Raw genomic sequence first — 14,045 nt, 5'->3', positions numbered from 1 at the left:
AAAAGACTACTAAATTATCAATATATCAGGTAGTTCAAGGCAGGCTACCACATAAGCCAAATGAAATTGCTTTAAGTAAGTATGAAAAGAACAATTATAAAATTGGACAACAAATCAGTCTTGTTGATAATCAAGGCAAAAAGCAAATAGCTGGACTTAAATATCATAAATACAAAATTATTGGCTTTGTCACGTCCAGTGATTATTTGCAGAAAGATAATTTAGGAGTTTCTAATGCTGGCAAGGGACAAATCGATACTTTTGGAGTACTGACCAAGTCGGGCTTTAGTCAGCAAACTCCAAATGTTGCCAAGATTTCTTATGATAACCTGCGTGGTCAAAGTTATTCAGATCAATTTGAGAAACGATTAAACAAAAATATTGATCAGGCAGCACCAATTTTAGCAAAGAGAGCTGATAAAAGACAGTCGGAAATCAAGAAACAGAAAGAAACTAAAATAAAAAATGCCAGAACTGTTTTAGGTCAGCAAAAAACCAGTTTATTTGAACAACAAACAAAGTTAGACTGGAAGAAAAAACAACTGGAGCTCGCTGCGGCCGAAGTCAAGGATAGTCAACAGCAACTCGCCGGTTTTCAAGGTCAACTGCAAACAATGCCTGCTGGTTCGCAAAAGGATGCACAAAACCAGCAATTGCAAATGCAACAACAGCAAGCAGCTGTTCAAATAGCTCAACTTAAAGAAGGGCAAGAGCAGTGGCAGAAAAGTTCGCAGGCTCTGAGATCCGGTCAGAAAAGGTTAGCGAAGACAGAAGATAAACTTAACCAACAGGACAAACAAGTTAATAAAATGACTGGTCTGACTTACCAGCTTCAAGCTCGCAGCGATTATAACCAAGGCTATAATCAGTTTGGTGAAGCAGCTAAGAGGATAGATGTCTTGTCTAATACCTTTCCGCTGATTTTTTTTGCAGTAGCAATTTTAGTCACATTAACTACGATGTCTCGCATGGCTGAAGAGAAAAGAACGGATATTGGAGTGTTACGGGCATTGGGCTATACGAAGCTTGACGCGATGAAGCTTTTCTTAATATATGGGACTAGTGCAGCTGTTTTGGGGACAGCTGTCGGTAGTTATTTTGGTACCTGGTTATTACCCGAACGGATCTATGCTGCATACGCTGCTAACTTGGCAGTGCCCACGCTGCAAACGCCGCCGTCCTGGTTGTGGATCGGCATTAGTTTAGTGTTTGCCTTAATGTGTACCGTTGTTCCTTCGGTTTATGTTGCGTGGAATTCGTTGAAAGAACAGCCCGCATATTTATTGGTCGAAAAACCACCGCGGGCTGGGTCTAAGGTTTTACTTGAAAAAGTTCCATTTATTTGGAAGAAAATGTCATTTGATCAGAAAGTAACCATCCGAAATCTCTTTAGATATAAGAGCCGGATGTTTATGACAATCATTGGAATTTTTGGATGTACGGCGTTGCTGATCACTGGGTTTGGTATGCGTGACTCGATCAACGGGATCATCGATAATCAGTACCAAAAAATTACACATTATGATGTGGTCGGCATCTATGATCCTAATGCTAGTCAAACAGAAAAAGATAACTATCAAAAACAGGTTCATGATATTAAGACTGTCAAAAAGCAGGATAATATTTATTATGGGTCGGTAACCACTAGGCCGCAGGGAACGATCAGCAATCAGCAAATATCTATGATGGTCCCTCAACACGAGCAAAGGTTTGATGATTTTCTTACTTTGCGAGACTTTAGTGATCACAAGAAGCTGAAACTTCAGGGGCATGGAGCAGTGATCACAGAGAAACTGGCTAAGCTAGGACATTATCAGGTTGGTGACCATTTGGACCTAACCGACAGCTCTGGTCGCAGTCACCGCATCAAAATCAGTGGGATCAGTGAAATGTATGTTGGTCATGATGTTATTCTCGACAGTAGTTATTACCATAAAGTTTTTGGTAAACAAGTTGTTTATAATGCTAAGATCTTGGACCTAAAAGACCGTTCTGCCAATAATATCGATCAAGTTTCACGTAAATTGAACAGCCAAACAGCTGCAGTCACTGCAGTTCAATCAAACCAGGCTAAAATGGCGATCAATACGATTTTGCATGGACTTAATAATATTGTATGGATCATCGTGATCGCTTCTTCTGCTTTGTCATTCGTTGTGTTATTTACGTTGACTAACATCAATGTGTCTGAGCGGACACGTGAATTAGCAACTCTAAGGGTCCTAGGTTTTTATCAGCGTGAGACGGTGATGTATATTTATCGTGAAACGGCTATTTTGATGCTTCTTGGGATCTTAGTTGGTTTTAGCGGTGGATATTATTTACATCACTTTATTATGGAAACATTGCCGCCCAATAATGCACTGGCTGACATGACGCTGCGCTGGTCTAATTTAGGCTTGTCTGCTGGTTTGACCTTACTCTTTTCATTGATCGTTATGCTGATAATGGTGCAAAAAATCCGCAAAATTGATATGTTGGGTGCTTTAAATTCGGCAGATTAGTTTAAGCAAACGGGTAAGCTGAAATTATTTGAATATAACTTAAATTGAGTTAAAATATAGCCAAAATATTTGTCTATGAGTAATTCAGGGGGTATCATCATGTGGTTAGGGTGAATGATAAAAAACATCCTAGAAAAAGATAAACGATAGTTATCGTATAAGAGCTCTGCGAGGTAAGGATGCAGAATAAGTACCAACTGGGCAGATGCACATATTCTTAACTTTTGCGGTGCTCTGTGGAGGTGTTTTCTATGGAATTTGAATTTCCACTTAGTGTGCTAGATTATCAAACTGATTTAATTGACTCTCAAAAACTTAATGAAGTGTTAAAAAAAGACTTTCAAAACGTTCAACTTTTAGTTCAACGTATTTCACAAGCAAAGGATGCTTTGGAAAAATATTCGCGTGAAGAGCTGTCGTTAACTGCTTTGAGACAAGCATCTCGCCCAGCAATTCGCGGCTTGCTTGATCAAAGAAACCTAGAAGAGCACATGCACATTTTTGCAGATATGCATGTAGTCGATCAACTAAAAAGTGAACTCGATTTAAAGGGACTGCATGAGCTGGGGATCGTGACAGACTATGAGTTTGCACGGATAGATTCTGGTAAACTAATGTTGCGTTCGCGTCAGGACCGTATTAATTTTGAAAATGAGTATGGTGAATATGCACTTGAAGAGGATTTTGGACATACGGTGTAATATGTAATAATAAAATATTATGGGGTATCTGTCATTTGGCAGATATTTTTTTAGATAGTGATCAAAAAGTCATATTTTTTAAAATTTGTGTATAAAATGATAATATCTAATTAAAAGTTTTGTAAAACTTATTAAATGATGTTCTAAAGTTTATAGAAAAAAATTTGCTTAACCAGAAAAGGTTTTACGATAGTCATTTCACAATTTTGGTTGCACAATATATAAAAAATAATTGATATTTTTAATTTTTCTAATATGTGATAAAATGAAGTTGCATTAATTTTCATTTATATTTTGGGAGGGAATTATTTATGGTCAAATGGTTACGCAATAGTAAAAGCGGGATGTGGGTCATCACTATCATCCGTTTATATCTAGGTTACGAATGGTTAATGGACGGGATCGGCAAAGTCACTGGTGGTTTTAGTGCTAAGGGATTTGTTGCTGGCGCAATAGCCAACCCCGTTATGGACCCTCATGGTGCACAGGCTTTTCCATGGTATACACCATTTTTGAAGAGCTTTGTTATGCCTAACATCAACGTTTTTAGCTTCATGGTTGCTTGGGGTGAACTCTTAGTTGGTCTTGGCTTGTTACTTGGAACATTAACAACAGCCGCTGCATTCTTCGGGCTTGTTATGAACTTTGCTTACGTTTTTGCTGGTACTATCTCGGTTAATCCAACATACATCATTCTTGGTTTTTTGATCTTGGTCGCGGGTTACAATGCTGGTAAAATTGGTTTAGATCACTGGGTCGTTCCATTTATGCGTGAAAAGATGCCTTGGTTAAAACGATCAGTTGAATAAATTTTTCTAATAAATTTCAATAAAAAAAGACGAGCACATTTTCTGGTAGAGAATGTTACTCGTCTTTTTTCGGGACTTTGTCAAATAGTGTTGATGGTCCATAGAACTCTATCTTTATGGTAGGGTTCTTTTTTTACTGCCATAGCTAGATTAAAGTGTTTGGGTTGGGAGGCAGGTGCGGGTCCGAAGCGTAGCGAAATGGGCCCGCACCTGCCTCCCACAGTGTTGACCTAAATTTTTTATCTTAGGCATGGATCAATTTGATGCGGATAAAGAAATGCCTTAAGTTACTGAATCCGTAACAGCTACGTTTAAGTTCTTTGATCTTGCGATTGATCCCCTCTAACGGCCCATTAGAGTAGTCATAGAGACAAGCGTTCCTGATCCCTAAGTAGTTCTTTTGAATGGTCCTCATGACGGTATCCATTTCAGTACCATTGGGACGGTAGTTCATAACTAATTGTTGTAAAGTAGCCCGATCGCGGTTGCGAATAAAGGTTAAGATCGTTTGATAGGTCTGATAGTTTTCTGCGAACTGTGGAAAATTCTTGAGTCCCAGATCGACCACATTTTGGGCAGTCGTGTATTCATTTAATCCCCGATAATATTTAACCTGGGAGGTCTCAAGTTGATTTTCAGCTAAGTGGAATAAGCGCCAGTTGCTTTTTAAAACTTTATAGTTGCGGTCGTGGTGGTCGTTGATTCCTTTTAAAACACGCATCCGTTCATGGTCAAGTGCCCGACCCGCTAACTGAACAAGATGGAAACGGTCAAAGACGATCAGTGCGTTAGGAAAAAGACGACGGACGAAAGTCTGATACTGTGCATTCAGATCCATGGTCACCAGTTGAACTTTTTGACGCTCAGAAAGTGTATAAGTATTGGTGAAATACTCGCGGATCGTCTGCGAGAGACGATCTGGCAATAAGGCGACCAAATCATGTGTTTTTGCGTCAATGCAGATAAAAGAAAAGCAGTTCTTAGTTGAACGAAATTCGTCAAAGCTGAGAGCTGTCGGCAGCTCTTTTGGCGTTACTAAAGCCCGCTGATCCTTATACAAGATCCGTTGAACCGAGGAAGCTGAGATCCCCACGGCCTGGCTGATCGTCTTGACTGGCAGTGAGTTCTTAGCTAAAGTCGCGATTTCGTGGACTGCTTGGCGGGTGATCGAGTGCCGAGGCGGAGCGAGCTGCGTCTGCGCGCTAAAAGTATGGTGGCAAGTTCGGCACAGATAACGCTGTTTGCGCAGGTTCATGCGGAGCGGTTGTTCACCTAGGCTGGGCAGTTTCATCTTGGTCAGGCGGGTCCCATTCTGAACAAGATTCGTGGAACCACAATTAACACAGCGTTCGACGGGGTAAGTCAGCGTAGCTGAAAGCAGTTTTTCGTGAACTCCGGCCTGTGAAAAATCAGTACAAGCTGAAATTTTGATATTTGGGTCTTGGATATTGAGTAAATTTAGGATAGAATCAGTTTGGGACATCATTTATACCTCGCTTTGATTTGGTTTTATCGCTTTAATCGTAGCATATGAGGACAAATGATGTCCTTTTTTGTACAAAAATAGTGCTGATGAACGCTCATCAACACTAAAAAGTTTAGACCCCTTTTTTCACAAGTTCGGCAGGGTGATAGTTTAAAGAATTAAGTTAAAGAGTGCTGCAGAGATGATCCTAATGGTGACGATCACTAACAAATTTTTAGAAACTATTACAGAAATAATCGTTGGTAGTGACGCACATAGATTTAGATAATTGATACCAGGTAGTTCGCCTAGATGTTGAATAAAAATCTGTTGAAACCACAGAGCTGCCATGCTAGTGATCGGAAAGAAACCTAAAAACTCGATCACGGTCGGAGATAAGGCAAATTTTTTTAACAAAACAAAGGTATTATCCGTGACAACCAAGTCGCTAAACCTGTGGTAAAAATGGTCCAGAGAATAAAATTAATTAACGTCACCCCCAGCATGCATCCTAGTAAGGTAACCACTAGGATCAAAAGGTTTCCAGGAATAAAGGCCATTCCAAAATAAGTTAAAAGTAAAACAAAAAGAATAACTTCAACTTGCAGTTTGATTTGTATCGTTTTGTCAGAAATGATCTGTAAATATAGTAGACCAATGAACATGGCCGTAATTGTAAATTGAAAACCAAACTTATTGGGTTCTGTAATTAGTGAGCCTAATAAAGCTCCCATTCCTGTTACTGTTAGCCAAGTTAAGTAAGCTGCTAAGTTAACTGTATTAAGCCAGGTAAAACTAAGTGTACGATGGGTGTAATTTAACTTGTTCATTTCCAAAGCAAAACTTTCGTCAGTTAAAAAAGTTCCCAGCTAAATATTTTTCCAAGTCGGTTCTTGTTTGAAGTAGGGACTAAGGGTTGTGCTCATTAACATTATGCGAGCGTTCACTAAGAATATTGAAAAAACGATCGGTAGGAGTGGGCTGTGATTGACTAGCATGGTGATCAACACAAATTGTGCTGAACCGGCATAGACAAACGTTGAGATCAGAAGTGTGATCAAAACAGATATCCCAGCAGCACGACTGACGATACCAAAAACGATCCCGATCCCTACGTAACCCAAAACGGTCGGCAACACGTCATGCAGGGCGGAACGCGAAGTTAATTCAGAGTGCAAGTAAAAACCTCCTTTTAAATCAGAGCTGGTCGGGCAAAATTTATGCAATTTTAAAACAAGATGGAACAAAGCTCTTAGCACTAAAGGGCCCTGACTAGTATAAACAGAAATATTATCTAAGTTATGTTCAGCTATATGTAATGAATTTTGGTCAAAAAAATATTCAGCTAAACAACTATTTAAATTAACTTTTGATAAGTTCATGCTAATAAGATTCTAATTTAAAAGGTGAAAAAAACAAGGTCTAAGTAGTAAAGAGCTAAACGGCTTGTACTAGATAACCTTGTTTAAACGGACTATTTTAAATGACTTTTTAAGATCCATTGGTCTTCAATTTCTGGGAGTTTAATTTCTACTCGATCCATAATGCCGTGATATAAAGTGCGTTGGATAAAGACTGAAGCTACATCCAAGTCAAAATGGGGAAGAGTAAAAGTTAAGCCGCAACCCATATACCCCATTGAAACGATTCGGACATTGTCCAGTACTTCTAGAGTCTGCATGTTTTTATCCTCTTTGTAATAGGCATCCAGTTCTTTGTTTAAGCTGATCACTAATGGGTCTTCCGAATTTAGTTTTTTACGTGAGTCAAAACGGATCCCTGAAATTCCCTGGTCAAAACCGGTCCCACCATCATCAATGAATTTTTTTAACTGTTGGTAAACTTCATTGATGCCTTCTTCTTTAAAGCCGGATCCAATGTATTCTGTCGCAACTTCATTAACGATTTCATCTTCGTCTGTGTTAATGATCTCATTGGCAACATCAATGATTTGTTTTAATGAAACGTCCTTCACAGGAATTCCTCCTTGTTTCTCACCTAATTTATGAAACTACTGTTATTATAACAAAAGATACGGACATGTCACTTAGTATTGTTTTTTCTAGATAGTGTCAACTTTTTGTGGGTAACTTTTCAAAGAGCTTGTTTCTCTGCTTTTTGTAATTGTTATATTTATTTTTAGTTAGCTTCTGTGCTTGGAATATTTTATGTTTCCATTGGGTTGAAGTCAAGAGCCGCTGACGCTCCTTCTCTTGACTTCAACCCAATTCCAATAGAAAACTGGTCGACAAGCACCTAAGCCGACTCTTTAAGCTAATATGCAGCACTTAACTACCATCCGACTTGAATGCCACGCTGCCACAAACTACGGTGTCCTCTTTGGTGACCACTAAAGGACACTTGTGTTGCTTCATAATACTTATTTTTAATGTTTTTCCGAACATTTAAGCGGTGATCAAGTTTGAAAGCTTTCTCCTGCTGGATAGCTTGGAGCTGTCTTTCTTGCAGGTAACTCGCAATATTGCCACCATTTAACTTGAAAATTCGTGTCCGGGCAACACTTTGTGCACCAATTAAGCTCCAACCTTGAGGCCGAGAACTTAAGCGACGCGATAGATAGTGACTGATATGTCCTTCGGCCGAACAACCGTGGTAATCAGGCAAGCAGTTATCCTTAATAGCTGCGGCATTGTTAGTCAGATATCGCTCAGCTTGTTTCAGACTTTGAAGCTGACTAACAGTTACCGTTGGATCACTAAAGCGCACTTTAAAATAATCTTGCATAAAGTCAGTTTTCCCACCTAAAGCCCAATGATACAAGGTCCTGTCCATGCCTGCGATCCCCACAGAAGCCTTCTTACAATATTTACGCAGGTGAAAACGATCCAAAATAAATTTACAGTTAGGGATAAAGTCGGCGCCATTTTTGATCCATTTAGCCCCGTCTCCGCTCAAGTAAATTTGTGCTGGCTGATAGTGGCCTTCGATATAATCCAGGACTTCCGTCCAGAGCTCTTCGTTATCCGACCCGCGATAGTTGCCAGTGAAGTAGTGTGGATTGAGCAGCGGATGACGCGGATCAGTTAGGTCATACCCTTCATGGACATAGACTAATTTCATAAAACGATTCGTGCTATCTTGATAAGCCACATGATCTTCATCCGCTTCAACAAATAAAGTTTTGACTGCTTTTATTTCTGATCTTTCAGACAAAGCAGGACCATTAGGCAGTTGGCGACCTTCGTGGTGAACAATGTTCATCACTGCCGTTTTGGAGTGGATCCCAATATGCGGGATCATCGCGATTGCTTCTTGATAAGTGTGACCAGCAACGTTTTCTAAGATCTGTGCTTTAACGGCTAAAGTCATCCGGCTATATTTTTCCCAACTCAATAAGTTATCTAATAAGAAAAAATATTCCTTTGTTTCTTTATTTTGATAGTATGTCCGCTTGAGTGTGAGATCGCCATACAAAGTTGACTTAGTCGTTTCGCGGATCGCCTTGACCCCAAATCTATGCTTGCGGATCTCAGAATCCTTGAATTGACGATCAGCTTCTTCTAAGAAAGCCTTAATTAGGCTCAGAAGTAGTTCTCTGCCCTTGGACATCGTAATTTCTAGCCATTCATCAAGAGAAAGTTCTTGATAAAGTACTTTTTCGCCATTTTCAGTAAAATTAGTCCACATTTTTTCGGTCAGTTGTTGTAAAATATTCATTAGGAAATAACTCTCTCTTTCGTTGTTTTGTCGTAATTACAATTGTAACAGAGAGTTATTTCTCTTTTTTTGTCTTTTTACAATTACACCCACAAATACTTTACGCTAACTTTTTTCTAAAATTTGCCGAACCAATATTTGGAATAAATAACGTCAAATATGAGAAAATAAACCTAGGAAAAAAGAAGAGGGAATATGTAAATGAGTCTAAGAAATTATCGTCCAGTTATGACATCTAATTATACGCTGGATTGGTTAAATGCCTTTAAGTTAAAAGATATTCATGCAATGCGGGTTTCCAAGCTCGGCAACAAAGTTACTATGCTCCAAACAGCTTCATATGTAAATCAGTCTATGAGCGAAGTGATGCACGGAAATGCAGCTATATGGGGTGTGAAGGAAAATAAAACAGGGTACTTTGTTGGTATTTTAGCCTTGCAAAACGTTGATCTTCAAGGGAGATCTGCCCGCATATCTGCTAGTTTTGTGGATGGTAATGAGCAAAAAAATATTTTAAGGGAGATCGTGGTGCATGTTATCAAAATGTTGCGCACAGACCTCAAGTTAAATTCTCTTTTTGTTGCCGAAAATGCAGTGGCCGATTTTATGCCAGTTTTAGCAGAATTAAATTTTGAACGGGTAGAATATAGCGAAGAACCTACTCTAGCTAAATTTATGCTTTTTGTGCGGTAACGCACGGTTTGTCACAGAAATTATTGTTACATGGATATGTGTGATATTGAGTACAACATGTTGAGCAAGGAATAATCTTTTGTGTTTATCGTGAAAGTGCTATTATTAAAGAGGATAAAGATAATAATAAAAAATGCCAGCTTATAAGGAGATGTTCTAATGGCCGACAGGGAAATGAAATTTCATAAAATATTAGTGGGGGTCGATGACTCACATGATGCTCAATTAGCATTTTATTATGCAGTTCGTTATGCAGCGGAAAACGACGCTGATCTATATATCGTCTCAGTTCTTGAAAGTGATGAAATGAATGTATACCAAGCGCTTGACGATGATTATATTCACGGAGAACGGAGCCAGCTAGAAAAGCACATCTTGGACTTTAAACAGCAGGCGTTGGATGCCGGAGTTAAGAATGTAACGACTTTGGTTGCAGAAGGTGATGCAGGTAAGACGATCGTTAAGGACGTGATCCCACATGTTCAGCCGGATCTTTTAATGATCGGCTCATATGATAAGCCGGGTATTGCTCGTCGTTTTGGGAGTCAAGCGGCTTATATGTCCAAATACGCCCCGTGTTCAGTATTGGTTATTAGATAGTTGCAAAAATTATAGCAAACAGAGGTTGCAATGGCGCATTCCTCTGTTTTTTGTTTTTTTTCAGATCTTTCTTTAGACAGAAAAAACTGCCAAGTTGCAGTCTTTCGCACTCGACAGTTTGAATATTTGAAATTAATAATAGCTAAATTTTTGGTCCATTCCAACCTACTACATCGCCATCTTCAAAGTCATAAGTCAGCTTTGTGTGATAAGCAGTTTCGTAAGTTTCTTTTTTCTGAAGATAGTCCTGTTGCATCATTGCTAAACTATTTTCATCATTGCTTTTGTTTTGATCTGGATAAATTGGTTTTAAAATATGAACTTTATAATTGATCTGTTTGAACTGTTCATTGTCGTTTTCTTCTTGTGGTACCATTTCTACGAAACAAGAAATTATTGGCACATTAAAGCGGGCAGCATAATAATAAGGTCCGCGTTTGAAGGGGCGAGGTTTGCGATAATTGAACCACATCTCTTTTTCAGGATAAATCAAAACGTAATTGTTTTTTTCAAAAATATTTTGCAATAATGTTGGAAAAGTACGTCCCATATAGTGAATACTGCGACTGATCGGCAATGTGTCTGCATACTTTAAAAAGAAGCCGACCCAGCCGGTCATTTTAAAATTGGTTGGCTGACTGATAACAAAAAGTCTTTTATTGTTTACTTTCTTTAAAGCATAACGAATAGCAGTATTTTCTAAAGGATTAAAATGGTTGCTGGTAACGATCGCACCGCCAATGATCCCCATGATATTTTGTGCCCCTGTGACAATAGTTTGCTTGTTAAGGATGTCTGTTGCTAAGGCCATGCCTTGCCGTGCGATCATGTTTTTAGAGTGATAACTTAAGGTTGCACGTTCGGCAATAAAGTCAGTTAACAGTTGTTGTTCTTCTTGTTCTGACATATTAGGATCGTCAACTTCTACTTTGCTGTTAAGTTGCCTTTTTTCAGCCAAGTCTTTGATGTTTTCAACGACTTTTGTTTTGTCTCCCCCGATAATCATAAGCGTATCTGAACTCCCTTTGCAGCTTCATTTTTTAATGTGATCGGCAAGTCGGGAAATTCTCCCAAACGTTGGACTAAGAGATCCTTGTGTTTGGCATCATGCTCTGCCAGTTCAGGAGTTTTTTCATAAGTTTCCTTGATTTGTTTGATCTCAGCAAGAAATTCTGAATCTTGTGCGTACTGCCAGAAGAGTTCACCATAAGGAACCTGATCGTAACACCACGGTTTACCAAATAAGTTATAGTGGATCACTACTGGTCTATCAACAGGGAGTGGATATTCTGTTTGGTAATTCCACTTGTTTTCCAATAACAACATTTTTTTGTGGCAGATAGCGTTTAAATAGTCTTGATCAGGAGCAATCAGTTGAAAATGGAAATTGTTCATTAATTCCAAGAAATGAGTACTGAAATGCTTAGCACGTAATTGCTCCAAGTTTAATAACAAAACGCCAGAGTTGAAGTATTTTTCATGAGCAACACCCACGGCTTTTTCAGCATAATAAGAAGCTTGTGGATCATGGCTGATAAATGCGTCAGGAATAACTCCCACTAACTGATCATCCAGTGGTAATTTATAGAGGTCTGCAATGTCTTGATCGATGACCACATCGGCATCCAAATAGATCCCTTTATCATATTGCGGGAACATGTCTGCGATAAAGAGCCTGTAGTAGATCGTTAGTGTTTGATAATCAGCCCGTAAAGTATTTTGGTCTTTGCCTAAACGTTCATAAAGGTCATCTTTTAGGGAAATGAATTCCAATTTAACATTACCTTGATCTGTTACGATCGCACTTAACTTTTGCTGATTTTCTAGTGAAAGAGTTTGGTATAAGACATGGATATGATAAAAGTTCTCAGTACTTGCATTAGCCACTAATGAAAGCAATGCAACAGATAAGTAAGGGGCATATTTGTCATCGATGCTAAAAAATAATGGGATCTCGGGTTGTGTGTTGTTCATAAGAGTTAATTTCTCTCTTTCATTTTAATTTTTTTCAGTCATGAATTTATTAGATTCAGCGAGTACGTCGTCATACTCATAAATCCCTAATTCATTGTGCAATAATTCGACTTGCCAGGGCTTAATGGTCCGGATCTTGAAATGCGGCAAGAATTTAAAACTAGTCGTAAAATGTTGAAATACTGTTTGGTCTTTTAACCGATGTTGTTCGTTATATTTTGTTTCAGTAATGACCTTGGCGTGACACAAACGGTTTATGGCCGATTGGTCCGGCATAAACATCCGGGTGGTCCGGCATTTTCTACGACATTTTTCAAATAGTCCGTCTGCTCTGATCTGTTTTAGATTTAGTAACAAGACGCCAGAGTTAATATAATCAAACAAGCGTAATTGACGGTGGAAGAACCACTTGCCATAATGATCCAATGAACCGGCAATCTCGCCCTCTGATAGGTCTTGCTTGTAGAAATCGCTAAAATCTTGGCGACACAAAACATCAGCATCTAAATATAGGATCTTATCTGGCAAATCAGGGAGTAAGTCTGAATATAAGCGCAGCATGCAATTAGGCGTAAAGGACGTATTCAAATTAGCCAATGGAAGTGAAGCGTCAAATAAATCAGTGATATCAAATTTTCGCACAGTATTTTGTGCATCGAATTTTTGCGCATATTCGTTCAGTTTTGTGATAAACGTATCACTGATCGGATAAAATATTTGTTTTTTTGTTTTTATTTTGGCAGTCAGAATATAGAAGTGTAGGGGCTGCTTAGTGTTTTTTAACACTGAGATAATTGAAATTGCCAAGCCCTCTTCAATGTGCTGATCACCACAATACATAATATTCATTGCTGATCTTTCCTTTGATATTTAATATATTTATAGGTACTGTACTGACTTCTTTTTTGCATGCAATTATGCACTTGTTCACTTAAAACTTGCTGACGTTCCTTTTGCTTTAGACCATCTGGGGCAAAAAATGGACCATCAAGAAAGCTAGTGATCTGTGGTTTTTTTCCCCAGCGCCGTTTTTGATATGTATTTGTCAAGCAATAAACTGGGGCATTATCTTTAGCAGGATAATGAAAGGAAGCTAATTCAAATGGACGAATGCCAGTATAATACGGCCAGACATGCGCTTCAGGATAAATTACTACGCATCTGTTATTAGAGATCCTTTGGTGAACGACTTGATTGAAATCACGTAATTTACGTAATTGACTTGGGATCGGTAATCCGCCGCCGTAAGGTATCAGTTTTCCAATTACTGGAATACTTAGATTGGCAGGACTAACAATGATCGCTGGCCATTTTTTCTTTAAAACATAGTATGGGATCGCTGCATCGCCGATCGTTTGAGTATGGTTAACGTACAAATAGCAGCCTCTATCCAAAAGACTAGTTACTTCTTTGTAAGTTTCATGACGGTGTAAGTGCAAGTAAAATGGACAAAAAACATAACTGAATGCTCGGACTCCGTGACGAACTAACCAAGATTTTATCTTTGCACTTTGAGTGTCGCGCTGCCACTGATAGTCAGGTGGTAATGAAAAATTTTGATTTTGGGCTTGTATTATGTCTTCATCATAAGAGGTATAATAAAAAGTTTTTTCTTGCAAAA

General features: G+C 38.7%; 13 protein-coding genes and 1 pseudogene. 5 read left to right on the top strand and 9 right to left on the bottom strand.

The features are described from left to right. The first annotated feature begins 206 nt into the window (after positions 1–206). The 3 genes from BQ5903_RS11025 to BQ5903_RS11015 all read left to right on the top strand — a co-directional run bounded on the left by BQ5903_RS11025 (position 207) and on the right by BQ5903_RS11015 (position 4,014). The gene (locus BQ5903_RS11025) at positions 207–2,504 is read left to right on the top strand and encodes an ABC transporter permease (protein WP_231920861.1); all 2,298 of its coding nucleotides are present in this window, start codon (positions 207–209) and stop codon (positions 2,502–2,504) included. A gap of 251 nt (positions 2,505–2,755) precedes the next feature. After that, the gene (locus tag BQ5903_RS11020; RefSeq protein WP_010499655.1) at positions 2,756–3,205 is read left to right on the top strand and encodes a hypothetical protein; all 450 of its coding nucleotides are present in this window, start codon (positions 2,756–2,758) and stop codon (positions 3,203–3,205) included. A 311-nt stretch (positions 3,206–3,516) separates the two neighbouring features. Continuing rightward, complete coding sequence (locus BQ5903_RS11015; RefSeq protein WP_010497830.1) at positions 3,517–4,014, top strand: DoxX family membrane protein; 498 nt, start codon at positions 3,517–3,519, stop codon at positions 4,012–4,014. Positions 4,015–4,258: 244 nt separating this feature from the next. Here BQ5903_RS11015 and BQ5903_RS11010 read toward each other — a convergent pair whose 3' ends face one another. The 5 genes and pseudogenes from BQ5903_RS11010 to BQ5903_RS10990 all read right to left on the bottom strand — a co-directional run bounded on the left by BQ5903_RS11010 (position 4,259) and on the right by BQ5903_RS10990 (position 9,157). After that, entirely contained in the window at positions 4,259–5,500 is a 1,242-nt protein-coding gene (locus BQ5903_RS11010; protein ID WP_079579394.1) for an ISL3 family transposase, read from the bottom strand. Positions 5,501–5,650: 150 nt separating this feature from the next. Next, positions 5,651–5,896: an AzlD domain-containing protein gene (locus tag BQ5903_RS11005; protein WP_154022041.1), complete on the bottom strand. Its 246-nt coding sequence runs from the start codon at positions 5,894–5,896 to the stop codon at positions 5,651–5,653. Positions 5,897–5,973: 77 nt separating this feature from the next. Beyond that, positions 5,974–6,657 (bottom strand): annotated as a pseudogene (locus tag BQ5903_RS11000) (AzlC family ABC transporter permease); the annotation flags it as partial. A 296-nt stretch (positions 6,658–6,953) separates the two neighbouring features. Then, positions 6,954–7,454: a hypothetical protein gene (locus tag BQ5903_RS10995; protein WP_079579544.1), complete on the bottom strand. Its 501-nt coding sequence runs from the start codon at positions 7,452–7,454 to the stop codon at positions 6,954–6,956. Between the two features lie 317 nt (positions 7,455–7,771). Then, positions 7,772–9,157, bottom strand: coding sequence for an ISLre2 family transposase (locus tag BQ5903_RS10990; protein WP_079579543.1), 1,386 nt, complete (start codon positions 9,155–9,157; stop codon positions 7,772–7,774). Positions 9,158–9,358: 201 nt separating this feature from the next. Between BQ5903_RS10990 and BQ5903_RS10985 the strand changes: the two genes are divergently transcribed. Together BQ5903_RS10985 and BQ5903_RS10980 are read left to right on the top strand one after the other, a co-directional pair. Continuing rightward, positions 9,359–9,850, top strand: coding sequence for a hypothetical protein (locus BQ5903_RS10985; RefSeq protein ID WP_079579542.1), 492 nt, complete (start codon positions 9,359–9,361; stop codon positions 9,848–9,850). A gap of 159 nt (positions 9,851–10,009) precedes the next feature. Further along, entirely contained in the window at positions 10,010–10,450 is a 441-nt protein-coding gene (locus tag BQ5903_RS10980) for a universal stress protein (protein ID WP_010497813.1), read from the top strand. A gap of 142 nt (positions 10,451–10,592) precedes the next feature. Here BQ5903_RS10980 and BQ5903_RS10975 read toward each other — a convergent pair whose 3' ends face one another. The 4 genes from BQ5903_RS10975 to BQ5903_RS10960 are packed head-to-tail and all read right to left on the bottom strand — an operon-like array spanning position 10,593 to position 14,043. Further along, positions 10,593–11,456 carry a lysophospholipid acyltransferase family protein gene (locus BQ5903_RS10975; protein ID WP_056988051.1) on the bottom strand — a complete coding sequence of 288 codons (864 nt, stop codon included), beginning with the start codon at positions 11,454–11,456 and terminating at the stop codon, positions 10,593–10,595. Further along, on the bottom strand, positions 11,453–12,424 hold the full coding sequence (locus tag BQ5903_RS10970; RefSeq protein ID WP_010497804.1) for a glycosyltransferase family 8 protein: 972 nt from the start codon (positions 12,422–12,424) through the stop codon (positions 11,453–11,455). The genes BQ5903_RS10975 and BQ5903_RS10970 overlap by 4 nt, the downstream gene beginning before the upstream one ends. 24 nt (positions 12,425–12,448) lie before the next feature. Next, positions 12,449–13,273, bottom strand: a complete 825-nt coding sequence (locus BQ5903_RS10965; protein ID WP_010497801.1) for a glycosyltransferase — start codon at positions 13,271–13,273, stop codon at positions 12,449–12,451. Then, positions 13,270–14,043: a lysophospholipid acyltransferase family protein gene (locus BQ5903_RS10960; protein ID WP_010497799.1), complete on the bottom strand. Its 774-nt coding sequence runs from the start codon at positions 14,041–14,043 to the stop codon at positions 13,270–13,272. Before BQ5903_RS10960 ends, BQ5903_RS10965 begins: the two co-directional genes overlap by 4 nt. Between the last annotated feature and the right edge of the window lie 2 nt (positions 14,044–14,045).

This window comes from Ligilactobacillus acidipiscis (assembly GCF_900116935.1).
GTDB lineage: Bacteria > Bacillota > Bacilli > Lactobacillales > Lactobacillaceae > Ligilactobacillus > Ligilactobacillus acidipiscis.
Note: the sequence above shows the minus strand (reverse complement) of the source record. Positions and strands in the feature narration are given on the sequence as shown.